This window comes from Bradyrhizobium ingae (genome assembly GCF_055791185.1).
The window spans coordinates 123,514-147,311 of sequence record NZ_JBVUBB010000013.1 but is presented as its reverse complement, the minus strand read 5'-3'; the positions used below and the strand labels follow the sequence as shown (position 1 = coordinate 147,311).

Here is a 23,798-nt window from a genome sequence, read left to right as displayed (position 1 = left end):
AGCTACCATCTGTACTCGAAGCCGACCGTGCCCTGGTGCGACCGTAACTCGTTGCGGAACTTGCCGTCATAATTGATGTAGAGGCGCGCGGTGTTGGTAAGGCTGAGCGAGGCCGACGCACCGGTGTCGAGGCCGTAGCGGCTCTCACCAATGCCGGGCACCACGAGGCTCTGCGTGCCCAGACTGACTTGGATCGATCCAAGGTCCTGATAGAAATTGTCGACGAACTTGCCATAGGCCGAAAGGTCTAGAATCTTCTGGTCGAAGATGAAGTAGCGCCCGACCTCGGCTCCGAGCATGAGGCGCGCGCGTGCGAGTGCGGACGAGCCGACGGTCAAGGGAAAGAGGCTGCCCGTTTCCTGGAACGAGGCGCTCGTAGCGCGGACATATTCCAGCGCACCTTTGGGAACGAAGCGGGTCTGGTCCTGGGTCCAGTAGTAGCTGATCTCGGTGAGTGCGCCGTCGATGGTGGCGCGATAGCCCGCGGTCGCAAAGCCGAAGCCGGTGTCCCGGCTGGAACGGACGTTGCCCAAGCCGTGCACGAGCGCAAAGGCCCAGGTCCAGGGCCCCTTGTCGACCGAGCCGTTGATGCCGAGCTGGGTCAGATCCAGCGTCGCCGATTGCAGCGCCAGCGGCACGTCGATGTCGGTATGGCTCTGGTCCACTGAGAAGCCGAGATTGACTCCCGGCGCAAGCCGCGCGCCGAAGCCCGCGACCCCGCCGACGGTCTTGCGCGTGTCGCCAACGAAGTCGCCCTGCGCGTCGGTTCGCATCGAAATGCCGTACCCCTCGAACCATGTCCGGTAGCGCGGCCCTTCCGTCGCCTCGGCGGCGCCGCCGCCGCCTGGATTGGTGCGGGAGGTTCGGTCGAAGCCGTTCGAGGCCTGATTGCCCAGTCGCTCCAGGAAACTGGAGCCGAGGTTGAGCGTGGTATTACCGGCCGACTGGCCGTAGTTCATCACGGTTGGCGTAGGTGTCGGGGTAGGCGTCGCTGTGGGCGTAGGCGTGGGCGTCGGTGTAGGCGACTGCGCATGCGCCGGCCCAGCCATGATCAGCAGCGAGAGCGCAAAGGCGACCAGGATGACGCTTGCGGCCCGCGGGAGAAAACCCGGCCGGCGCGTTCGCCTTGTCCCTGAAGGCTGCGATGGGCAGCGCATGACGACACAATTCCCGAAGCAAATGGAGCGCGCAAAAATGCAACACGCGTTGCGGCAACTGCGACGATTTGCGCCGAACCGGCGTGAAGGGTCAATCGCTTGAACGGTATTGAACGGGGTGATTAGCCCGCCCTGTGGTACCGCTGCCACAGGTCGCAAACTGTGCCACCGCGAGTCAGGTCGGCACTTGAAATCCGCGCGCTGCTTGCTAGGGCGCGATTTTCATGCTGCAATATTAGGCACAATCGGATTTGGCCGCTCGACTGTGCGTTTCGCGACATTGAGACTCAAGACTCGAACAGACTTCCGGAAGCCCGTTTGTGGCGTGGCACGCGCAAAGACGTAGCCGCGTCTTTTTTATGTCTAGAGGAGGAGACTGGCGATGCAAAAAGGCACCGTCAAATGGTTCAACCCGACAAAGGGCTATGGCTTCATCAAGCCGAACGGCGGCGACAAGGACGTGTTCGTCCACATCTCCGCGGTCGAGCGCGCTGGGCTGACCACCCTTAATGAAAATCAGGTGGTTGAATACGATCTCGTGGAGAACCGCGGCAAGACTTCCGCGGAGAACCTCAGGGTTCACTGACTTTCTGACGATCGACGCAGACAAGAATGAATCCCCCCGGCTCCGCCCGGGGGATTTCGTTTGTGGATCAGGCCCACGTGGCGATTCAGCTCACTACCGGCGAGATCAGGAAATTTTCCGAGCCGCCGCTTCCCGTGGTCTTGCAGACGTCGCCGTCGATCCGGACCTTGCCGGTTGCAAGCAGGCGGAGCGCGTCGGGATAGATGCGGTGCTCGACCTCGAGGATGCGCTCGGACAGCGTCTCCGGCGTGTCGTTGTCGCTGACGGGAACGGCGCCCTGCATCACGATCGGGCCGGCATCGGTCGCGGGAATCACGAAGTGCACCGTCGCGCCGGACAGCTTGACGCCGGCGCGCAGGGCCTGGCCGTGCGGGTCAAGGCCGGGGAACGACGGCAGCAGTGAAGGATGGATGTTGAGCATCCGTCCGTACCAGCTTTGCGTGAACTCGGCCGTGAACAGCCGCATGAAGCCGCCCAGACAAATCAGCTCGATACCGTGCTGGTCGAGCGCGGCCTGCAGCGCAGCCTCGAAGCCGGCGCGGTCCTTGCCGAATGGCTTGCTCTCGATCACCAGCGTCTTCACGCCGGCCGTCCTTGCCTTGTCCAGCCCAGGCGCGCCGGCCTTGTTCGAGACGACGAGCGAAATCTCCGCCGGAAAGTCCGGCGCGGCGGCGGCATTGATCAGCGCCGCCATGTTGGAACCTCGGCCGGAAATCAGGATGGCGACGCGGCGCTTCATGGCTCTTACAGCGAAAGGTCGAGGTGGCCGTTATAGACGACGCGATGCTCGCCCTCGGCCGGGATCACAGTACCGAGCTGCATCGCAGTCTCGCCTGCATCCGTGAAGATCTCGACCACCTTGTCGACCGCATCCGGCTCGACGATCGCGATCATGCCGATGCCGCAGTTGAAGGTGCGTAGCATTTCGAGCTCGGCGATGCCGCCTTGCGTCGCCAGCCATTTGAACACCGGCAGCACCGGCAGGTTCGCAAGGTCGATGCCGACACCGAGATGTTTTGGCAGCACGCGCGGAATGTTGTCGGTGAAGCCGCCGCCGGTGATGTGGGCAAGGCCCTTCACCGCGTCGGTCTCACGGATCGCGCGCAGGCACGATTTGACATAGAGCCGGGTCGGCGCCAGCAGCGCGCCGCCGAGCGTCATGACGGGCGCAAACGGCGCCTGGGCCTCGAAGCCAAGGCCGGACTGCTCGACGATCTTACGCACCAGCGAGAAGCCGTTGGAATGCACGCCCGAGGACGCGAGCCCGATCACGGCATCGCCCGCGGCGATATCCTTGCGCGGCAGCAAGGTCCCGCGCTCCGCGGCGCCGACTGCAAACCCGGCTAGATCATAGTCGCCGTCCTTGTAGAGGCCGGGCATCTCGGCGGTCTCGCCCCCGATCAACGCGCAGCCGGACTCGCGGCAGCCTTCGGCGACACCCGCGACGATCGATGCCGCAGCCTCGGGGTCGAGCTTGCCGCAGGCGAAATAGTCGAGAAAGAACAGCGGCTCGGCACCCTGCACCACGAGGTCGTTGACGCTCATGGCGACGAGGTCGATACCGATCCCGCCATGCAGGCCGGTCTCGATGGCGATCTTGACCTTGGTGCCGACGCCGTCGGTGGCGGCGACCAGGACCGGGTCCTTGAACCCGGCTGCCTTGGGGTCGAACAGGCCGCCGAAACCACCGATCTCGGCGTCGGCGCCGGCACGCGCGGTGGCGCGCACCATCGGCTTGATCAGGTCGACCAGGCGATTGCCCGCATCGATGTCGACGCCTGAATCGGCGTAGGTAAGGCCGTTTTTGCGGTCGGTCATGCCGGATTTCCAGTGGATTTGCGGCTGGTTACGTCGAATTCGAGGGCTGCGCAATGGCTCGCAAGGGGCCTGAGGCTATACTATGTAGATATCAACCGGTTCGGCCTCCAAAGGACCGGATTCGAGGTCAGACCGGGTGCCGGGAAGCGCCGCGTGAGTATTCCGAACATCATTACCCTGGGCCGCATCATGCTGGTCCCGATCATCGTCTGGGCGATCGTGTCGAGCCAAATGGAGGTGGCATTCGCCGTCTTCCTGATCGCCGGCATCAGCGATGCTGTCGACGGCTTCCTGGCCAAGCGCTTCAACATGAGAAGCGAGCTCGGTGCCCTGCTCGATCCGCTCGCCGACAAGGCGCTGCTGGTCTCCATCTATCTGGCGCTCGGCATCTGGGGCGACATCCCGCGCTGGATTGTGATCCTGGTGGTCTCCCGCGACATCATGATCGTCGCGGCCGTGATCGTCTCCTGGCTATTCGACAAGCCGGTTGAAATGAAGCCGTCGAAGGTGTCGAAGCTCAACACCGCAGCCCAGGTGGCCTACGCGGCATTGGTGCTGGCCTCCCTCGCCTTCGGGTTCAAGCCCGGCCCCTATGATATAATCCTGATGGGCCTCGTCACGGTCTTCACGCTCTCGTCCGTGTCGCTCTATCTCGTCGAGTGGCTGCGGCACATGAGCACGATCGAGGCCAAATGAGCTGGATGCGGCCCCGCAAAAGGCCAACTCCCGCTCGATACGTCGAATCTCTTCAAACGAAGCCGGCGCGCCGGTAAGGAGCAAAGCAAGCGTGGCAGGCCGCGTTCAACCCCGACAGCTGGCATTTTCGCTTCCGCACGCGGAAAGCCTGAGCCGGGACAATTTTCTCGAAGGCCCGGCCAACGCGGCCGGTCTCGCCCTGATCAACGGCTGGCCCGAATGGCCCAACCGGATCATGTGGCTGGCCGGGCCCGAAGGTTCCGGCAAGAGCCACCTCGCCGCCATCTGGGCCGAAGAGTCCGGCGCCCGCTCCACCACCGCGAATGCATTGACTGCGGCTGCCGTGCCTGGGGCGCTCGCCACGGGCGCATTGGTCGTTGAGGACCTGAAATCGAAGGACCTCGACGAGCGCGCGCTCTTCCATCTACTGAATCTCGCGCGCGAGGACGGAGCCTACGTCCTGCTCACGGGCCGCGAGATGCCGGCGGCGCTGGACATCGAGCTGCGCGACCTTCGCTCGCGCCTCCGCGCCGTACCGGTGGTGTCGCTGCTGCCTCCGGACGATCAGCTTTTCCGCGGCCTGATCGTCAAGTTCTGCGCCGACCGCCAACTGAGCGTCGATGAGAACGTGGTCAGCTACCTCGCGACCCGTCTGGAGCGCTCCTCCGCCGCCGCGCGGCGGGCTGTGGAGCTGCTCGACAGCGAAGCCCTGCGGCTCGGCCGGCCCGTGACGCGTGCACTGGCCGCCGAGCTGCTTCGCGACGCCTGACGTTTCCAGCGCCCCTGCATGGCCGTCCCCCTGACCGCTTGACGCGGCGCTGCGGCGGAACATCAATGTCATCGAAACGTCATCGCATTAACACATGCTCCCGCCGGTTTTGCGCGTAAGTCGCAAAGTAAGGCGAGATAAGATGGATCGACTTCTCATGGACTCCGCGCAAGATATTGATATCAAAGAAAAAGAACAGGAAGCGGCGGGCCAGCCGGCGATCGCCACAAGCCCTGAGCGATTCATCAATCGCGAGCTTTCCTGGCTGCATTTCAACCGCCGGGTCCTGGAGGAATCGGTCAATTCCCGCCACCCAGTGCTGGAGCGGGTGAGATTCCTGTCGATTTCCGCGAATAACCTTGATGAGTTCTTCATGGTCCGCGTCGCCGGCATCAAGGCGCAGGTCCGCGAGGGCATCCCCGAGCGCAGCCCCGACGGTTTGACCCCGTCCGAACAGCTCGCCCTGATCAACCGCACCGTCTCCCAGCTTGCGTCCGACCAGCAGGCGATCTGGCGCGACCTGCGCGGCACGCTCGCCGATGTCGGCATCATGCTGGTCGACGGCAAGGACGTCACCAAGGCCGAGCGTTCGTGGCTCGAGGACTATTTTCTCCACAACGTCTTCCCCCTGCTCACACCGCTGGCGATCGATCCGGCCCACCCCTTCCCGTTCATCCCAAGCCTCGGCTTCACCATCGCGCTCCAGCTCACGCGCGATGCCGACGGCAAGCAGATGAACGCGCTGATCCGCATGCCCGGCAAGATCGACCGCTTCATCAAGCTGCCCGCCGAGGGCGTGACGCGGCTGATCCCTCTCGAGCAGGCCACCGCACTCTTCATCAACCGTCTGTTCCCCGGCTACACCGTGCATGGCCAGGGCGCCTTCCGCATCATCCGCGACTCCGAAATGGAGATCGAGGAAGAGGCCGAAGACCTCGTGCGCGTGTTCGAGACGGCGCTGAAGCGGCGCCGCCGCGGATCGGTGATCCGGCTCGAGGTCGACGCCAAGACGCCCGAACAGTTACGCAACTTCGTGCAGCACGCGCTCTCTGCGGCCGATGACGAAGTGTTCCTGGTCGACGGCGTGCTCGCCATGAACGAGCTGTCGCAACTCACCCGCCTCGATCGCCCCGACCTCGAATTTACCCCTTATGTGCCCCGTCATCCCGAGCGCGTGCGCGAGCATGGCGGCGACATCTTTGCAGCGATCCGGCAGAAGGACCTCATCGTCCATCATCCCTACGAATCCTTCGATGTCGTCGTGCAGTTCCTCCAGCAAGCGACGCGCGACCCCGACGTCGTTGCGATCAAGCAGACGCTGTACCGCACCTCCAACAACTCGCCGATCGTGCGTGCATTGGCCGAGGCGGCAGAGGCCGGCAAGTCCGTCACCGCGCTGGTCGAGCTGAAGGCGCGCTTCGACGAGGAAGCCAATATCCGCTGGGCACGCGACCTCGAACGCGCCGGCGTACAGGTCGTCTACGGCTTCCTCGAGTTGAAGACGCACGCGAAACTCTCGATGGTCGTCCGCCGCGAGGGCGGCAGCCTCACCACCTATGTTCACACCGGCACCGGCAACTACCATCCGGTAACCGCGCGCATCTACACCGATCTTTCCTACTTCACCTCCGACCCGACCATCGGCCGCGACGCAGCGCGCGTGTTCAACTTCATCACCGGCTACGCGGCGCCGAGCGATCTCGACAAGATGGCGGTATCGCCGCTGACGCTGCGCAAACGCATCATCGAGCACATCCAGGGCGAGACCGCGCATGCACGGCACGGCAAGCCCGGCGCGGTCTGGATGAAGATGAATGCCCTCGTCGATCCTGACATCATCGACGCGCTCTATGAGGCCTCTCAAGCCGGCGTCCAGGTCGAGCTTGTGGTGCGCGGTATCTGCTGCCTGCGGCCGGGCATCCCCGGCCTGTCGGAGAATATCCGCGTCAAGTCGATCATCGGGCGCTTCCTCGAGCACGGCCGAATCTACTGTTTCGGCATGGGCCAGGGCCTGCCGAGCGCGAAAGCGGCTGTGTATATCTCGTCGGCCGACATGATGCCGCGCAATCTCGACCGCCGTGTCGAAGTGCTGTGCCCGCTGCAAAATCCGACGGTACATCAGCAGGTTCTCGAGCAGATCATGGTCGCCAACCTGAAGGACAATGAGCAGAGCTGGCAATTGTTGCCCGATGGATCGTCAACGCGTATGAAGGCCGCGAAGGGCGAGGAGCCTTTCAACGTGCACAACTACTTCATGACAAATCCGAGTCTGTCTGGCCGTGGAAAGTCGCTCAAGGAATCCTCGCCGCGGCGTCTCACGCGCCGGAACGAACGTCATCAGTCCTGATCGGGGATTGTTGCCGTGACACGGCCGCGCAAACGTGGCGCAAGCGTCGCGGTGATCGACATCGGTTCCAACTCGGTTCGTCTCGTCGTCTACGAGGCGCTGGCGCGCAGCCTCATTCCGATCTTCAACGAGAAGACGCTCTGCGGCCTCGGCCGCGAGGTGCAGAGCACGGGCCTACTCGCGCCCGACGCGGTCGACAAGGCGCTGACTTCGCTGAAGCGATTTCGGGCGCTCTGTCGCGTGATGCAGGTCGGCCGCGTCTTTGCGATCGCGACCGCCGCGTGCCGCGACGCCTCCAACGGCCCCGACTTCATCGCCAAGGCCGAGCGCATCTGCGCGGTCAAGATCGAGATCCTCTCAGGCCCGCGCGAAGCGCGCCTCTCGGCGCTCGGCGTCGTCTCCGGAATCCATCACCCCGACGGCATCGTCGGCGATCTCGGGGGCGGCTCGCTGGAGCTCGTCGAGGTCCACCGCAATAGCGTGCGCAGCGGCGTGACGCTGCCGCTTGGCGGGCTCGCCCTGCAGGATCTCTCGCATAAATCGTTGAAGCGCGCCGACCGCATCGTGCAGGAAGAGCTCGATGCCGTGGAACAGCTCAAGGCCGGACGTGGCCGCACCTTCTATGCGGTCGGCGGCACGTGGCGCGCACTCGCGCGCATCCACATCATCCAGAGCGGCTATCCGCTGCAGGTGATGCACGGCTACTCGATACCGGCCGCGGATGCGCTGGATTTCGCACGACGCCTGCGACGCCTAGCTGCGTCCAACCTGCTTGCCGACATCGAAGTGGTCGCCGACGCGCGGCGGCCTCTCCTCACCTATGCCGCGCTGGTGCTCGAGCACATCATCCGGGTCGCACGGCCGAAGACGATCGTGTTCTCGACCTTCGGCGTGCGCGAAGGCCTGCTGCACGAGAAGCTGTCGGAAGCCGAGCGCGCCAAGGACGGATTGGTCTGCGCTGCGGAAGAACTGAACCAGCTCATGTCACGCTCAGCGCGCCATGCCCGCGAGCTGATCGAATGGACCGACCGCTTCGTTCGCGTGGTGAAGCTGCGCGAGACCGAGGAGGACCGCAGGCTGCGCCACACCGCGTGCCTGCTCTCCGACATCGGCTGGCGCGTCCATCCCGACCATCGCGGCGAGCAGACGCTGAGCCTCGTGGTCAACGGCAATTTCGGCGCGATCAGCCACGAGGGCCGCGCCTTCGTCGGCCTGTCGGTGTTCTATCGCTATGCGGGCCTGAGCGAAGAGAACCAGCCTCCGCTGATGATGCAGGAGTTGCTCACGCCTGCGCATCTCGAGCGCGCGCGGCTCTTGGGCGCCGCGTTCCGCGTCGCGCATCTGATCTCTGCAGCGCGGCCCGGCGTGCTGCCGGCCACCCATTTCCGCAGTACGGGTCGCAAACTGATGCTGGTGTTCGAGCACCGCCTCGTCGATCTCGTCGCCGATCGCGTCGGCGGTCGCTTCAAGCAGCTCGCCCGCCTGGTCGGCCGCTCGGGATCGATCGTAAGGCGCTAAAGTCTACTCGGCCGACGCGTTGGCGTGCCGTTTGGAGGCTTCGAGCGCGGCGACATGCAGGCTGCGCCGGCGCCAGATATAACCGACGACCAGCACGACGATGACGCCGAGCACGGCGCAGAGATATTCGGCGCCCGCGCCGCCATGGGCAAATTGCGGCGGGATGCGCAAGCCTGCCAGCAGCGAATCCAGGGACGTGCCGAACGGACCGTCAGACAGCGCATGCAGCTTCGGCTCGACGCCCGGATCGGTCGCGATCACCTCGCCGGCGATCCAGCCGAGCAGCGCCGCGCCGGCCCAGACAAGGATCGGGAGTTTTGACAGCAGCGCCATGATCAGCGCGGCGCCCGCGACGATCAGCGGCACGCTGATGGCGAGGCCGAGCACCAGGAGCGGCGCGCTGCCATTGGCGGCGGCCGCAACCGCGATGACGTTGTCCAGACTCATGATGATGTCGGCGACGACGACGATCTGCACCGCCTGCCACAGATGCGAGGCGGAGGCGACGTCGTCCTCGTCCTCGCTTTCCGGCACCAGGAGCTTGGCGGCGATCACGATCAGCGCGAGACCGCCGACCAGCTTGAGATACGGCAGCGCCATCAGGCTTGCGACGATGCCGGTGAAGACGATGCGCAGCAGCACAGCGGCGCCCGCACCGAGCACCATGCCCCACAGCCGATGCCGTGGCTTCAGGCCGCGGCATGCGAGCGCGATCACCAGCGCGTTGTCGCCGGAGAGCAGGATATTGATCCAGATGATCTTGCCGACCGCGACCCAGAAGGCCGGTTCGGCCATTTCATTGCGGAACTGGGTGAAGAACGACCCGAGGGTGGCCGGGTCGAAGATCTGCCAGAGCCAGTTCACAATGCGTCCTTCCGATCAGCCGACGATCTCGTTGCCCGAGAAGAACTGAGCGATCTCGATCACGGCCGTCTCGGGGGCATCGGAACCATGCACCGAATTCTCGCCGATCGACTTGGCGTAGAGCTTGCGGATGGTGCCGTCAGCGGCCTTCGAGGGGTCGGTCGCGCCCATCGCCTCGCGGTACTTGGCGATCGCGCCCTCGCCTTCCAGCACCTGCACGACCACGGGACCGGAGGTCATGAACTCGACGAGTTCGCCGAAGAACGGACGGGCCTTGTGCACGGCATAGAAGGTCTCGGCCTGGCCCTTGGTCATGCGGATGCGCTTCTGAGCGACGATGCGCAGGCCGGCCTTCTCGATCACGGCGTTGACCGCGCCGGTCAGGTTACGCTCGGTCGCGTCGGGCTTGATGATCGAGAAGGTGCGTTCAATCGCCATGGTTCTATCCTTGAGGAAGGGGGGTGATTTGGAGTTGCCGGGCTTATATCGGCGCTGTCGGCGGACGGCAAGCGACCGGCCAGCAGCGCTTCACAGGCGGATCGCCGCGGGGGCCGAGCCCTGGAGTTACAATTATTTCACCGAGATGAACCCAATCTGCAACCTCCGTTCAGGCCCCGGTTCAGGATTGCGGGCTTAAGGTCACGCCCATCGAGACGCGTTCTGCCCTTCAAGAGGCGTTTCGGCGGCCATTCCATCGACGCGCAGGCCCGCGCCGGCAGTTTTGAGGAGATCACCATGTTGAGGAAAGTTTCGCTTGCTGCAGTCGCCGCGGTCGCGCTGGGTGCCGCGCTGGCTCCGACCTCTGCCTCCGCCCATTGGCATGGCGGCTGGGGTGGCTGGCATGGCGGTTGGCACCACGGTGGCTGGGGCTGGGGCGCACCGCGCTTCTATGCCGGCGGGCCGGTCTCCTATGGCTATGGCGGCTGCTATGTGCGCCAGTTGGTCCCGACCCCCTGGGGACCCCGCTGGCGGCTGGTCAACCGCTGCTACTGAGCCCGTCAGCACCTTCCGAGAGAACGACCAGAAGAAGCCCCCGGCGCGTCCCCCGCCGGGGGCTTTGCCTTGGATCAATTGCATGGGGTGATTTGCTTTGGGCGCACATCGCCACGTTCATGCAATCTTTACGAGAATGTAAGGTGGTCCCCACCGGCGGGCCGAAACTATTTCGGGGTCAGGGACTTGGTAGGGTGTCCTGCATTTCACAATGGAACCCGTGATGCCTCGCCAATCCGCCAATGACAGCGAACAGATGGACCGGCGGACCAGCCGATCGATCTGCGACGCCATCGGCGAACGGCTCCAGCAGAATCTTCGGCCCGAGCCGCGGCTTCCGACATATCTCGAGCACCTCATGAATGAGTTGCGCAAGCGGGATCGCGACCGCGATCCCAAGAATTAGATATCAAGAACTTAGATCCCAAGAACTTAGATCCTGAGAGCCAGGTGCAACAACGGGGTTGCGTTTGCGACGCGCTGCGGTGACAAGGCCGCATGCTCACCATCACCGACCTTTCGATCCGCCTCGCCGGACGCCTCCTGATCGACCAGAGCTCCGTGCAGATCACGCCCGGTTCGCGCGTCGGCCTTGTGGGACGTAACGGCACCGGCAAGTCGACGCTGTTCAAGGTGATCCGCGGCGAGCTTGCCGCAGAGCACGGCTCCGTCACGCTGCCGCCGCGCTGGCACATCGGCAGCCTCGCACAGGAGGCCCCTGACGGCCCGGAAAGCCTGATCGAGGTCGTGCTCAAGGCAGACCTCGAGCGCGACGCGCTGCTGCGGGAGGCCGAGACCGCGCACGACCCGCATCGCATCGCGGAGATCCAGACCCGGTTGGTCGACATCGATGCTCATTCGGCCCCTGCCCGCGCGGCTGCGATTCTCAGCGGTCTCGGCTTCTCGGCCGCGAACCAGTTGCGCGCCTGCTCGGAGTTCTCCGGGGGCTGGCGGATGCGCGTGGCTCTCGCCGCGACGCTGTTTGCAGCGCCCGACCTGCTGCTGCTCGACGAGCCCACCAACTATCTCGACCTCGAAGGCACGCTGTGGCTGGAGGATCACCTCGCGCACTACCCACGCACCGTGATCGTGATCAGCCATGACCGCGATCTCCTGGAAAGCTCCGTCGACCAGATCCTGCACCTGGATCGCGGCAAGCTGACGCTCTATCGCGGCAGCTATTCGTCGTTCGAAGAGCAGCGCGCCGCGCGCGAACTGCTCGATGCCAAGCAGATCAAGCGCCAGGAAGCCGAGCGCGCGCGCCTGCAGGCCTTCGTCGACCGCTTCAAGGCCAAGGCCTCGAAGGCCCGCCAGGCCCAGTCGCGCGTCAAAATGCTGGAGCGGCTCAAGCCGATCACGGCACTGGTGACGCAGGACGTGCACGAGATCAGCTTCCCGCCGCCCGAGAAGACGCTATCGCCGCCGATCATCGCGGTCGACAACGTCTCGGTCGGCTATGATCCGACGACCCCCGTGCTGAGCCGCGTCACCTTGCGCATCGACAATGACGACCGCATCGCGCTGCTGGGCGCCAACGGCAACGGCAAGTCGACGCTGGTGAAGCTGCTCGCAGGCAAGCTCGCGCCGTTCTCCGGCAGGGTGACGCGCGCCGACAAATTGTCGATCGCCTATTTCGCACAGCACCAGCTCGACGAATTGAACGTGGATGCCTCCGCCTACGACCATGTCCGCAAGCTGATGGGCGAAGCGCCTGAGGCCAAGGTGCGGGCGCGAGCCGGCGCGATCGGCTTTTCCGGCAAGGCGGCCGACACCAAGGCCGGCAAACTGTCCGGCGGCGAGAAGGCTCGGCTGCTCTTGGGGCTTGCAACCTTCTTCGGCCCCAACATGATCATTCTGGACGAGCCGACCAACCATCTCGACATCGACAGCCGTGCCGCGCTCGCCGAGGCGATCAACGACTTTCCCGGCGCCGTCATCATGGTCTCGCACGACCGCTACCTGATCGAAGCCTGCGCCGAGCGGCTCTGGCTGGTCGCCGATCGCACAGTGACGAACTACGATGGCGACCTCGACGACTACCGCCGCGTGGTGCTATCCGCGGCAAGCGCGGACAACAGCACCCGCGAGCGCAATGCCCCAGCCGAGAAGCCGCAGCGCGCACGATCGGACAATCGCGGCCCACTGAAGAAGCGCATCACAGAAGCCGAGGCCGAGATCGCGCGCGTCACCGAAATCATCGCCAAGATCGACACCGCGCTCGCCCTGCCCGACATCTTCACGCGCGATCCGAAGCAGGCCGCGCAGCTCTCCAAGGCCCGCGCCAACGCCGCCGACGCGCTCGCGCGCGCGGAGGAGCAATGGCTCGAGGCGAGCGCGCAATATGATGAGGCAGCAGGTTGAAGGCTCATAACCCGCTAGCGGCCGCGAGGCCTCTATTCAAACTCTGAAAAACGACCCATGTCATAAATACCTGAACCTATTCTGGAGGGCTGGGCGTGCCGGAGCCACAAGCCCGGCCATGACGATGTGGAAGCTTCAGCGTGTTGCTAGCGTTCGATCATCTTGTTCCAACGGGTGTTCCACTCCGGTCGCTTGGCATTGACTGCGTCCCAGTCGAGCGTCACGGCATTCTGCATGTAAGTGTGAAAGGCCTTCATCTTTTTCTCGGCTTCGGGCGTCGCTGCCACCGCCGTCGTATTTGACGGCACGATATTGCCGACTGCCAATGCCTTGCTCTGGGCTTGCGCCGAAAGCAGATAGGCTGCGAGCTTCTGTGCAAGCTCGGGCTCCGAGTTGCGCGCGATCACGCATTCGGCGACCATCAGGACGACCGAACCTTCTTTTGGCTGGACGTACTCGACTGGAATTCCCTTCTCCTGAAGGGTTGCCACGGCGGTCGGCGTCAGCGGAAATATCGCGGCTTCGCCGGTCTGAACCATCTCGGACAGTTTTGCGGAGCTTGGAATGAACTCGAGCACGTTCCTGCCGATGGTATCGCGGAACTTGGTAAAGCCGGGCTCGACGTTAGCTTCTGAACCGCCCTGGATGCGATTGAACATCAAGAACGCGTGCAATCCGAAGGTCGAAGCGGACGCCGATTGGAAGACGACGCTGTCCTTGAATTTTGGATCGGCCATATCCATCCAGGAGGTCGGCGCGGCCCATCCCTTTTGATCGAACAGCTTCTTGTTGTAAGCGAGACCGGTCATGCCCATGTCGACGCCGGCGGCCATGTCGTCCTTCAAGCGGCTTCCCTTCTCGAGCTGAGCCAATTCCGGACTCGGCTGAAGCTTTTCACAGAGCCCCATGCCGACGGCCCGCACCATGACGCCGTCGTCAAGGAACATCAGGTGCATCTGCGGCTTGTCCTTGGCCGCGGTGGCCTTGGCAAGAATGTCGGACGAGGTGCCGGGCACAACGACGACCTTGACGTCGTTCGTCTTCTCGAAGTCGGCAAATACTTGCGTGAATGCCCGCTCGAAATTTCCGCCGTTCATGCCGACATAGAGCGTCTTGGTTTCGGCTGATGCCTCGCTCACGAGAACGCATGCGGCAATGGCCGCAACGAATGTCGTCAGATATCTCTGCATTGCTGATTCCCCTCGTGGCCTATGGTTGAGACGAAGCGGACGGGATTGTCCCTGCCCCGGAAAAGCGCGTGATCGAAAAAGCGTCGATGGGCGTCGTCGTGGTACCCTCAGCGATGAGCTCCGCCATCACCTCGCCGACCCCAGGCGCGATCTGGAATCCGGCGCCGGAGAAGCCGAAGGCATGAAAGAGCCCGGGCGTCGTGTGGCTTGCTCCAAGCACGGGATTGCGATCCGGCATTTCTCCTTCAGTGCCGCTCCAGAAACGTATGGCGAGGCTGCCACGCAATCCCGGAAAAAGCTCACAGGCGCGATTCATGATGGCGCGCGCGCCTTCGCTGCGAGGGCGCGAGAAATCAGCATCCGCGAGCGGCCTGCCGCGCTCGCCCCCGACGATGCAATTGCCTCGCTCGACCTGGCGCGCATAGACCCCGCCACCCTCCATCCCGATATTGACGGTCATGATGGTCTGCATGGGTTCGGTCACAATGATCGATGGATAGATTCGCTTGAGCGGAACGGGTTCGCCGAACGACGCCGCAAACGGCCCGGCCCAAGCGCCGGCACTGTTCATCACTGCGCGGGCGCGAACTTGCAGACCGTTCTCCGCCTCGATCGCAAAGCCACCGGCATCTCGCGCAAAGCTCACAACGGGCGCATTCTCGAAAACCTGCGCTCCTGCGCGCCGCGCAGCGACCGCGAAAGCGGCTGCGACGAGACGCGGATTGGCGTGACCGTCGCCCGGACAGAACGAGGCTCCGATGATCTCATCGCCGATCCAGCCGAACCTCTCCTTGAGCTGATTGTGTCCGAGCAATTCGAGCCCGAGGGCGTAAGCCTCGACGCGCTGCGCATACGCCTCGAGCGAAGCCATATCGGCCTCGCTACGTGCAAGTTTGAGATGCCCGGTGCGCAGGAACTCGCCATCGATCCCGATGAGCTCGCGCAGGCGCGGCCATATGGCATGCGCACGTTGCGAGAGCGCGAGCTGCTCGGGCGGACGCCCCTGCCTGCGAACGCCGCCATAATTGACGCCGCTGGCCTGCGCACCGCAAAAGCCTTTTTCCAGCAGCACGACGCTCATGCCACGACGCCGGAGCGCCAGCGCCGTCGACGTCCCGACCAACCCGCCGCCAATGATGGCGACATCGGCATCAAGTCGCATCGTCATTCGGCCGCCTCGCAGGACGGGCCAAGCGTCAGCGGAAGCGGCTTGACCGGCGCTTGCGAGCGGAAACGACCGACCGCATCGACGTCGCGCCCCGCCTCCAGCGCCAGCAGCTCGGCTGCCGCCGCCGCGCAGATGCGCCCCTGGCAGCGCCCCATACCGACCCTGGTGACAGCCTTCATGCGATTGAGCTCGGTGAGCTGGAAATCCCGCACTGCGCTACGCATCGTGCCGGCGTCGATCTCCTCGCACCGGCAAACGAGGGTTTGGTCTTCAATGCGCTGCGCCCACCATGCCGGAAACGGAAAGGCGGCCTCGAGGGCATCGCGAAGACGAAAGATCCGAGACAGGCGGCGATCGAGATTGCGGGCACGCGCCTCGTCATACGCTAGTCCACGATCTTCAAGCAGCGCCAGCGCAGCACGCTCGCCGCCGAGCTCTGCCGCGTCAGCGCCGGCAATACCAGCACCATCCCCTGCCAGATAGACGCCGGGCACACTGCTTCGTCCACCAATTTCGCGGATCGGCAGGAAGGCGCGATCGCGGGCTTCGAAATGCATCATGCATCCGGCAAGATCGGCCAATTGCGTCTCGGAGCGCAGCCCGAGTCCATAGCCGACGGCATCACAAGGCAACTGATGCCGCTCGCCGCGATGATCCCACGAGATGGCCGAGACGCGCCCTTCACCCTCGATGCGGACATCGCTGATGCCGCTCCACAACCGCGTGCCCCGCAGGCGAAGCGCGAGTGCAAAGCGTAATCCGCGCGCCACAATATCCGGCGCAAGCAGCGCAGCACGGATCAGCCCCACACGCGCCGCGCGCGGTGCGGCATCGAGGACCGCGAGCACCTCGACGCCGGCGCAGGCATATTGCCAGGCGACGAGATACAGAAGCGGCCCGGAACCGACGAAGACGACCTTCTCGCCGATCGCGCAGCCCTGGGCCTTCAAGGCAATCTGCGCGCCGCCCAGGGTGAAGACGCCGGGCAGCGTCCATCCGGGAATTGGCAGCACCCGATCCGTCGCACCCGTTGCAAGGATAAGTCCATCATAGGGTACGCGGCGATGCTCGCCGCGCACGGCAATGTCGGCCGTGCCATCGGAGACGTTCCAGACCAGCGCCTCGGGCCGATAGTCGATCTGATCCGAAAGTGCAGCAAAAGCCGCGTACAGCCTTCCTGCCTTCGAAGCCTCGGATCCGTAGAGCGCTTCCACGGACCGGCCGTCATCGACGAGACGTTGACGATAGATTTGGCCGCCGCAGGCAGGCGCTTCATCGACGACGCACGGCTTCAAGCCGGCCTTCACGAGCGTCTCTGCGGCACGGACGCCGGCCGGGCCGGCGCCGACGATCAAGGGCTGCACGCGCGAGCTCATCGTGCGCCTTCCTTGCCGCCGGTCACGATGTGCATGCCGGGCGACAGGACCGTGGTGCAGGCCCGGATGCGCTCACCGTTTTCAAGCGCGACCCAGCAATCCTGGCATGCGCCCATCAGGCAGAAGCCGGCGCGCGGCGCCTGAGAGAATTCGGTTCGTCTGACGGCGTCGGTAGCGGCGAGGATCGCAGTAAGCAGCGTGTCGCCGACGCGCCCCTCGCGCGGAACTCCGTCGAGAACGAACGTGATGGTCGGCTGATCGGTGCGCGCGATGCGATGAAGGAGCGACATGAATCGAGGCCCTATTTTTCGCCAACCAGGATCTTGTCGAGACCGAAAATCCGGTCGAGGATGAGCATCGCGGCGGCAGTCAGCGCGATCATCAGCGCAGACACCGCAGCCATCATCGGATCGATCGACTCGGTCGTGTACATGTACATGCGGACCGGCAGGGTGATCGTGACGGGCGAGGTCACGAAGATCGACATCGTCAATTCGTCGAAACTATTGATGAAGGCGAGCAGCCATCCTCCGGTGATGCCGGGGAGCATCATCGGCACGGTGATCCGCCTGAACACGGTCCAGGCGGAAGCCCCGAGCGTTGCCGCCGCCTGCTCGGCATGCCGGTCAAGGCCTGCAAGCGCGGCCAGCACGAGGCGCAGCACATAGGGCGTCACCACGATGATGTGGGCTGCAGCCAGCCAGCCGAAGCTGCCGACGGCGCCGATCAGCGCAAACAGGCGCAGAAACGCAACACCCAGCACAAGATGAGGAATGATGAGGGGCGACAGGAACAACGCGTTGGCGGCCGCCCTCCCCTTGAACTCGTAGCGATGGATCGCCAGCCCGGCCGGCACGGCGAGCAGCACGGAGATGGTTGCCGAGATCCCGCCGACCCAAAAACTGTTCACGAATGAAGCAGCAAAATCGGGATGCTGCCAGAGCGCCACGAACCATTTCGTCGAAAAGTGCGTGGTCGGTATCGTCAGCGTGTTCGCAGGCGTGAAGGCAACGAGCACGACGATGACAAGTGGCGCCAGCATGAAGGTGGCAACCAGGGCATGGAAAAGGAGAGCTATCGGACCGTTGCGCTGCATCCCGCTCATCCCAGGGTCCGGCGCGTGCGCGCTTCGACGACACGGTTGTAGCTCAGCATGATGAGCATATTGGCGGCGAGCACCAGAATGGCGATCGTCGCGCCGACCGGCCAATTCAGCGCCTGCATATATTCGTCGTAGACGATCGTTGCGACCATCTTCAATCTGCGCCCGCCGAGCAGGCCCGGAATTGCGAACGAGCTGGCCGCAAGGCCGAACACGACCAGGCTGCCCGACAACAGCCCCGTCATGATCTGCGGGAACACCACGCGCCGGATGGCGGTGAACCGCGACGCGCCGAGCGACCACGCCGCCGCCTCGATCGTCGGGTCGAGCTTCTGCAGCGACGTCCAGACCGGGATGACCATGAACGGCAACATCACGTGGACAAGTGCGACCACGACGGCCGTCTCCGTGTAGAGCAGCCGGACAGGACCGAGCCCCATCACCTGCAGCGCCTGATTCACAAGTCCGGACGAGCCGAGAAGCATGCTCCAGCCGAAGGCGCGAACCACCACCGAGACGAGCAGCGGTCCGATGATGACCACGAGAAAGATCGACCGCCAGGGATCGTTCATGCGCGACAGCACATAGGCTTCCGGCACGCCGATCGCGGCGCAGATCACCGTCGTCAGCGCGGCGATGCGCAGCGTTCGCCAGAATATATCCAGATAGTAGCGGTCGCCGAGGATCGTCGCGTAATGCGACAATGTGTAGGTGTCCTTGATGCCGGTGGTCGCGTCGTAGTCCAGGAACGAAAGTCCGAGGGTCAGGCACAGCGGAACCAGAACGAGAGCGGTGAAGAGCAAGACGCCCGGCAGCACCAGGAGGACCGGCGGGAAGTTGCCAAGGCGCGTCGCCCCCTTCATCAGACCTCCGCGCCGCGATCGTAGCGCAAGCTTCCCGGCAGCCAGACCAGACCGACGTCGTCACCGATCTTCTCCGCCACCTCGCCCTGGTTCGGAACGGACACGGTCAGCGGTCCGACCGCCGTATCGAGGTTGAACAGCCAATGACTGCCGAGAAAGAACCGTGACGTCACCTTACCGTCCACGACACCTTCACCGGCACGCGCGAGCAGAATCTTTTCCGGACGGATGAACAGAGAGACGGCCCCGTCTGCCCGAGCCATGGTTTCGCTCGGCACGGCGATGCCGGCGACGATCGCGCGGCCGTCGCGCCACTCGCCCTCGAGGCGGTTCATCTTGCCGACAAAGGACGAGATCGAAGGCGTGGCGGGCCGCTCATAGAGCTGGAACGGCGCATCGACCTGCACCATGCGGCCATGCTCCATGACGACGACGCGATCGCTGATCGACAGGGCCTCCGCCTGGTCATGGGTCACCATGATCGTCGTCGTGCCGACCTGGCGCTGAATGCGCGAGAGCTCGTACTGCATTTCCTCGCGCAGCTTGGCGTCGAGGTTCGACAAGGGTTCATCGAGCAGCAGGATGGGAGGATTGATGACCAGCGCGCGGGCAATGGCCACCCGTTGACGTTGCCCGCCGGACAACTGCCGCGGATAGCGATCAGCCATCGCTGACAATTTGACCAGCGCCAGCATCTCGGCAACGCGCCTGTCGCGCTCGGCGCGCGGGACTTTGCGCATCTCGAGGCCGAAGGCGACGTTCTGCGCCACGGTCATGTGCGGAAACAGCGCATAGCTCTGAAAGACGATGCCGAGGCCGCGTCGGCTCGGACTCTCGTCGGTGATGTCGCGTCCATCCAGCGTGATGCGGCCGCTGCTTGGCTGGACCAGGCCGGCGATCATCTGCAGCGTGGTGGTCTTGCCGCATCCGGACGGACCCAGCAGCGAAACGAATTCGCCGCGCGCCACGCTCAGGCTGACGTCCTCGACGGCAAACACATTGCCGTACTGCTTGCTCAGGCACTCGAGGGTCAGGAACGTCATTGTCGACTCCGGAGATGCCATAGTCAGCTCCGGCTGGAACACGGAGGTCAAGCCGAACTTCCAGATTGTGGAATTTTTTCCAAAATTATTCCCGCATTTGGAATTTTGTACTTCCCCTGTCGCGTATTTTTCAATACTTGAAAACTATGACGAGCACCCGTCGTGCGCTGCAGCTTCTCAGGGTCCTGGCCGAGGGGCCTCGCGGCGGCATGCGCCTGAAGGATCTGGCGGAGCGCGCCGATTGCGGACCGTCGACTGCACATCGCGCGTTGCAGGATCTCACCGCCGAAGGCCTAATCGAGCAGATCGACGACACGAACCGGTACGGCGTGTCGCTCGACTTTTTTGTGCTCGCGGCCAATGCCGGACGTGCGGCGGGGCTGCGCGATGTCGCCCGCCCCTCGCTGCTGCGCCTTTCCTCGACCTTGTCGGACACGGTGTTCCTGTTGGTCCGGCACCGATATGATGCGGTGTGCCTCGATCGCGTCGAAGGCCCCTTCCCGATCCGCTCGTTTACAGGCGAGATCGGCGGCAAGGTGCCGCTCGGCATCGGCCAGGGAAGCCTCGCGATCCTCGCTCACCTGCCCGAAGCCGAGCGTGAAGCTGTGATCGCGTTCAACATGCCGCGCCTGCTCGACCGCGGCTTCCTTGATGAGGCTGCATTACGTCTGACGCTGGATACAACCGCGAAGCAAGGTTTTGCCGATTTCAACCTCGGACTCATTCCGCGAATGGCCGGTGTGGCTGTTCCGGTGTTCGATGCGGGCGGTCGCGTGGTTGCAGCATTGAGCGTGGGGACCCTGCAAGAGCGGCTGAGCAAGGAACGCCTGCCGATCGTGGTCGATATCCTCAAGACCGAGGCGAAGGCCCTGAGCAGCAAGATCAACCCCTTCGACGAAACGCTAAGCCAGCCGCTCAGAAGTCTCAGCAACGCGCAGGTTCACCAGACCAGGTAGTCGTCCGCCGCAAGAAGGGCGACGGCCTGAAATGTCGAACCGTTGCCGCCTCCCCGGCAGTACCCGGACCTCCCTTGATAGCTAGCGCGCCAGCAGAGCCAGCCCGACACCGACGACGATCAAGATCATCATCACGAGTGTCGGCCGCACAGGTGTTGGCGCGCCGGGTCGGAACGTGCGTAGCCTGGTGGCGACGTACAACATCGGCACGAGCGCCGTAGCCGAGATGGTCAGGATTGCCCAAGGTGCCCAGCGCTCGCCCTCATGAAGCGCGAAACACAGCCACAGCAAGGTGACACCAAGGGTTGCGAAGCCGCCCCCAATGACTTTCAGCATACCAAGAATGACTCCCTGAACTCCGGGATCGAGTTCGGAGAAAGGCTTTCCGGCCACGACGGCATGATACGGCAGATATTCCTCGCGCCGCATATACCTCACGCCAAACAAAATCCCACCGAGTGCAACAAGAAGCACCGCCGCCAGCGCAACGTTCAACATTTTCGAATGCGAGCCCCGTTTAACTGGATGGTCGTATAGCGCACACGCGGCAACGTCTGCCATGGGCCAAACGCGATCCCGGAGTGTATGGCCCTCTGGCGCAAAGTGGACATCTGGGCTTAGGACGAAGTCGGCCTCGGGCCGATGAGCGGAAGACAGCACTGATGCCCGTGGTCTTCCAACGCGATTGTTGCGGCGCACCAGGTTTGCTCGGGCGTATCTTTGCTCGGGCGTATCCATGGCCCGCAACGCCGACGTGCACAACTTTTCGGCGAGGGGGTCGCTAGGCAGGTTGCAGAATTCACGCTACGAATTGCGCGTGGTTATTTTGACCAATGGACGGCCTGTCCGTCCTGGAAAGGCATCATCATGAAATTGTCTTCAAGTGCTGTCGCTCCTTCAATCCTCGCTATGTTCGCAACTGTTTTCCTGTGTGGCCCGGCATCGTCGCAAGGCTCGGCCACCAGCACGCTCCCCGGTGTCACGGTCAATGCGCCGGACCAGGCGGCAAGGCCCCATCATACGCAACGGGGGTCCAACGCGGGGACATCCCGCAGGACAACCGGCACCTCAACCGCTCAAACGCCAGTGTTCGCGCCGAATACAACATTGGGGAGGCTTGCCAAGCTGGAGAGAGAAGCCCGCAGCTGCAACGGTGGTTGCGAAACAAGTTTCAGGGTCGGCAACGCCCCCTGGGTTGGATGTAGCCTTGCTGGCCAGGGAGGATTTGATGGGAGCATGTTCTCACCAACGTGCACAGACACGCTCAGCTACAAGACTTACGCGCAGTGCGTAGAGACCAAGGCTTTCCTTGGCGCGCAACCCAGAGAATCTCGGTGGATTTGCACCAGCCTGCTGGCCGGCGGCAAGTTGCCCGGCGAAAAGCAAGTCGCCGAAATCAAGCAACTGGGCACCCGATAGTCCACGCCGGCTGCGCGAAGGCAGTGATAGCATGGCTCGAGGGATTTCGAGCCATGCGCAATGCCCGCTTCGGGTGCCGACCTCACGGCGAGGTCCGCTCTTTGCGCCAAGCGGACGTTCGGCCTAAGCCGGAGTTCTGGGACGGCCGACTTGCAGACATTCTCACGGCAGGCGGCTTCGCCGCAAGCTGTCAGAAGCCGAACAGGCGGAGCTGTTGCTTGCTGACCTGGTCGGCCGGGTCTATCGACTGCGCCTTGCGGAAATCGGCGATCGCATCAGCGCGGCGCTGCTGTGCTTCACAGGTGAGGCCGCGGTTGTTGTAGGCCTCGACATAGGACGGATTGAGCTGGATCGCCTGCGTATAGTCGGCGATTGCGTGGTCGCGGTCACCCTTTAGAACGTAGGCTTTGCCGCGGGAGTTGAAAGCGTTGAAGTCCTTGGAGTTTATCGCGATTGCCCGGTCGTAGTCGGCGATCGCGTCATCGATCTTGCGCAGCCCCACATTGGCATTGCCGCGATTCCAATAAGCGACACCGTTTCTTGGATTGATGCTGATCGACTGATTATAGGCGGCGATCGCACGACTATATTGTCTCAAGCCTTCGTAGGCGACGCCGAGACAATTGTACCCGCCGGCATTGCTGGGTTCGCGCTTGATGACCTCGCTGCAATCCGGAACGGCCAAATCGTATTGGAAGTTGTTGCTGTAGGCGACGCCACGCGAGCTGAATAGCCAAACCAGATTTGGATCGAGCCTGATTGCCTCGCTGAAGTCTGCGATCGCAGGCTCCCATCCGTCCTTCTTCGTGATCAATCTCTTCCTGAAGAGCGACTGCCCCCGTTGGCCAAACCCAAAGGCGTATTTCGGATCGATGGTCACCGCCTTGGTGAGATCGGCGACGGCCAGGTCGAATTCACCCTTTTCCGTCCACGCCATGCCGTGGCGGGCGTAGGCCCACGCATCTCCGGAATTGACCTTGATCGCCTCGGCGTGGTCGGCCAGCGCAGCGTCGTATTCATGCAGACTGTAATAGGCGACGCCACGGTTGTTGTAGGCCCAGCCATACTTCGGATCGATCCTGATCGCCTCCGTGCAATCCGCAATGGCCGCGTCGTGGGCCTCCTTGCTCTCATAAGCCTCGCACCGGTGCGCGAAGGCCCCGGCGTCCTTCGGACTGAGCTTGATAGCCTCGCCGTAGTCGGCAATCGCGCGGTCGTAATCCCTCCGGTTGAACGCGCCGCGTCCCCGGTTCTTGAGCGCCCTGACGCGTTCGGCCACCGGCTCGCTTGCATCGTCGATGACGCGGCTGCATGCCGCGCCTCCGACATCGGGCTTGTCGGCGCTGGCCGCGCACCCGTCCCGATCGACCGGTGTAGCGGCCCGCACCGGCACGGCAAGCAGGACCGCGACGCAAAGGAGCAGTCCACCTGATCCACCCGCTGTCATGCTGTTCTCCACCGCCAGGCTCTCCGGCACGACACATCCGGACATGAGAACTTTAGCCCCAACGGCAGGCTATCGACCATCGGCAACGGAGACCGTTATACCCGCCTTCGGCAACGGGCGGCGTC

23 protein-coding genes are annotated in these 23,798 nt (G+C 63.7%); 9 read left to right on the top strand and 14 right to left on the bottom strand.

Annotated features, from left to right (window positions below):
* Positions 1-2 precede the first annotated feature (2 nt).
* Positions 3-1,157, bottom strand: a complete 1,155-nt coding sequence (locus ACV1FX_RS20625; protein ID WP_473119382.1) for an autotransporter outer membrane beta-barrel domain-containing protein — start codon at positions 1,155-1,157, stop codon at positions 3-5.
* A gap of 382 nt (positions 1,158-1,539) precedes the next feature.
* On the opposite strand from ACV1FX_RS20625, the gene ACV1FX_RS20620 reads away from it, so the two are divergent.
* Positions 1,540-1,743 carry a cold-shock protein gene (locus ACV1FX_RS20620; protein ID WP_027523877.1) on the top strand — a complete coding sequence of 68 codons (204 nt, stop codon included), beginning with the start codon at positions 1,540-1,542 and terminating at the stop codon, positions 1,741-1,743.
* 85 nt (positions 1,744-1,828) lie between these two features.
* Here the strand turns inward: ACV1FX_RS20620 and purN are convergent, their stop codons facing one another.
* Positions 1,829-2,482, bottom strand: a complete 654-nt coding sequence (purN, locus tag ACV1FX_RS20615) for a phosphoribosylglycinamide formyltransferase (RefSeq protein WP_473119381.1) — start codon at positions 2,480-2,482, stop codon at positions 1,829-1,831.
* A gap of 5 nt (positions 2,483-2,487) precedes the next feature.
* Complete coding sequence (purM, locus tag ACV1FX_RS20610; RefSeq protein ID WP_473119380.1) at positions 2,488-3,561, bottom strand: phosphoribosylformylglycinamidine cyclo-ligase; 1,074 nt, start codon at positions 3,559-3,561, stop codon at positions 2,488-2,490.
* Positions 3,562-3,714: 153 nt separating this feature from the next.
* Here purM and ACV1FX_RS20605 point away from each other — a divergent pair, with 153 nt between their 5' ends.
* The 4 genes from ACV1FX_RS20605 to ppx all read left to right on the top strand — a co-directional run bounded on the left by ACV1FX_RS20605 (position 3,715) and on the right by ppx (position 8,891).
* Positions 3,715-4,257, top strand: a complete 543-nt coding sequence (locus ACV1FX_RS20605) for a CDP-alcohol phosphatidyltransferase family protein (protein ID WP_027523874.1) — start codon at positions 3,715-3,717, stop codon at positions 4,255-4,257.
* A gap of 91 nt (positions 4,258-4,348) precedes the next feature.
* The gene (locus ACV1FX_RS20600; RefSeq protein ID WP_473119379.1) at positions 4,349-5,026 is read left to right on the top strand and encodes a P-loop NTPase family protein; all 678 of its coding nucleotides are present in this window, start codon (positions 4,349-4,351) and stop codon (positions 5,024-5,026) included.
* Between the two features lie 157 nt (positions 5,027-5,183).
* Entirely contained in the window at positions 5,184-7,373 is a 2,190-nt protein-coding gene (locus ACV1FX_RS20595; protein WP_473119419.1) for an RNA degradosome polyphosphate kinase, read from the top strand.
* A 15-nt stretch (positions 7,374-7,388) separates the two neighbouring features.
* On the top strand, positions 7,389-8,891 hold the full coding sequence (gene ppx, locus ACV1FX_RS20590; RefSeq protein WP_473119378.1) for an exopolyphosphatase: 1,503 nt from the start codon (positions 7,389-7,391) through the stop codon (positions 8,889-8,891).
* 3 nt (positions 8,892-8,894) lie between these two features.
* On the opposite strand, the gene ACV1FX_RS20585 is transcribed toward ppx, so the two are convergent.
* Positions 8,895-9,755 (bottom strand): TerC family protein, encoded by an 861-nt coding sequence (locus tag ACV1FX_RS20585; RefSeq protein ID WP_473119377.1) that lies wholly within the window; start codon positions 9,753-9,755, stop codon positions 8,895-8,897.
* A 15-nt stretch (positions 9,756-9,770) separates the two neighbouring features.
* Positions 9,771-10,193, bottom strand: coding sequence for a nucleoside-diphosphate kinase (gene ndk, locus ACV1FX_RS20580; protein ID WP_027522612.1), 423 nt, complete (start codon positions 10,191-10,193; stop codon positions 9,771-9,773).
* Between the two features lie 297 nt (positions 10,194-10,490).
* Between ndk and ACV1FX_RS20575 the strand changes: the two genes are divergently transcribed.
* The 3 genes from ACV1FX_RS20575 to ACV1FX_RS20565 all read left to right on the top strand — a co-directional run bounded on the left by ACV1FX_RS20575 (position 10,491) and on the right by ACV1FX_RS20565 (position 13,109).
* Positions 10,491-10,748 (top strand): sulfur globule protein precursor, encoded by a 258-nt coding sequence (locus ACV1FX_RS20575; protein WP_473119376.1) that lies wholly within the window; start codon positions 10,491-10,493, stop codon positions 10,746-10,748.
* 223 nt (positions 10,749-10,971) lie between these two features.
* Positions 10,972-11,154 carry a hypothetical protein gene (locus ACV1FX_RS20570; RefSeq protein WP_473119375.1) on the top strand — a complete coding sequence of 61 codons (183 nt, stop codon included), beginning with the start codon at positions 10,972-10,974 and terminating at the stop codon, positions 11,152-11,154.
* A gap of 92 nt (positions 11,155-11,246) precedes the next feature.
* A complete protein-coding gene (locus tag ACV1FX_RS20565) occupies positions 11,247-13,109 on the top strand; it encodes an ABC-F family ATP-binding cassette domain-containing protein (protein ID WP_473119374.1) in 1,863 nt (620 codons plus the stop codon).
* A 146-nt stretch (positions 13,110-13,255) separates the two neighbouring features.
* Here the strand turns inward: ACV1FX_RS20565 and ACV1FX_RS20560 are convergent, their stop codons facing one another.
* From ACV1FX_RS20560 to ACV1FX_RS20530, 7 genes are read right to left on the bottom strand one after another with little or no spacing between them, the layout of a single operon-like run.
* Complete coding sequence (locus tag ACV1FX_RS20560) at positions 13,256-14,299, bottom strand: ABC transporter substrate-binding protein (RefSeq protein ID WP_473119373.1); 1,044 nt, start codon at positions 14,297-14,299, stop codon at positions 13,256-13,258.
* Between the two features lie 19 nt (positions 14,300-14,318).
* On the bottom strand, positions 14,319-15,467 hold the full coding sequence (locus ACV1FX_RS20555) for an NAD(P)/FAD-dependent oxidoreductase (RefSeq protein ID WP_473119372.1): 1,149 nt from the start codon (positions 15,465-15,467) through the stop codon (positions 14,319-14,321).
* Positions 15,464-16,843 (bottom strand): FAD-dependent oxidoreductase, encoded by a 1,380-nt coding sequence (locus ACV1FX_RS20550; RefSeq protein WP_473119371.1) that lies wholly within the window; start codon positions 16,841-16,843, stop codon positions 15,464-15,466. Before ACV1FX_RS20550 ends, ACV1FX_RS20555 begins: the two co-directional genes overlap by 4 nt.
* On the bottom strand, positions 16,840-17,133 hold the full coding sequence (locus ACV1FX_RS20545; RefSeq protein ID WP_473119370.1) for a (2Fe-2S)-binding protein: 294 nt from the start codon (positions 17,131-17,133) through the stop codon (positions 16,840-16,842). Before ACV1FX_RS20545 ends, ACV1FX_RS20550 begins: the two co-directional genes overlap by 4 nt.
* A gap of 11 nt (positions 17,134-17,144) precedes the next feature.
* A complete protein-coding gene (locus ACV1FX_RS20540; RefSeq protein WP_473119369.1) occupies positions 17,145-17,948 on the bottom strand; it encodes an ABC transporter permease in 804 nt (267 codons plus the stop codon).
* On the bottom strand, positions 17,945-18,808 hold the full coding sequence (locus ACV1FX_RS20535) for an ABC transporter permease (protein ID WP_473119368.1): 864 nt from the start codon (positions 18,806-18,808) through the stop codon (positions 17,945-17,947). Before ACV1FX_RS20535 ends, ACV1FX_RS20540 begins: the two co-directional genes overlap by 4 nt.
* Positions 18,808-19,851 (bottom strand): ABC transporter ATP-binding protein, encoded by a 1,044-nt coding sequence (locus ACV1FX_RS20530; protein WP_473119367.1) that lies wholly within the window; start codon positions 19,849-19,851, stop codon positions 18,808-18,810. Before ACV1FX_RS20530 ends, ACV1FX_RS20535 begins: the two co-directional genes overlap by 1 nt.
* Positions 19,852-19,997: 146 nt before the next feature.
* On the opposite strand from ACV1FX_RS20530, the gene ACV1FX_RS20525 reads away from it, so the two are divergent.
* Complete coding sequence (locus ACV1FX_RS20525; RefSeq protein WP_473119366.1) at positions 19,998-20,807, top strand: IclR family transcriptional regulator; 810 nt, start codon at positions 19,998-20,000, stop codon at positions 20,805-20,807.
* An 81-nt stretch (positions 20,808-20,888) separates the two neighbouring features.
* Here the strand turns inward: ACV1FX_RS20525 and ACV1FX_RS20520 are convergent, their stop codons facing one another.
* Both ACV1FX_RS20520 and ACV1FX_RS20515 read right to left on the bottom strand, forming a co-directional pair.
* On the bottom strand, positions 20,889-21,368 hold the full coding sequence (locus ACV1FX_RS20520; RefSeq protein ID WP_473119365.1) for a hypothetical protein: 480 nt from the start codon (positions 21,366-21,368) through the stop codon (positions 20,889-20,891).
* Between the two features lie 1,048 nt (positions 21,369-22,416).
* Entirely contained in the window at positions 22,417-23,673 is a 1,257-nt protein-coding gene (locus ACV1FX_RS20515) for a tetratricopeptide repeat protein (RefSeq protein WP_473119364.1), read from the bottom strand.
* Between the last annotated feature and the right edge of the window lie 125 nt (positions 23,674-23,798).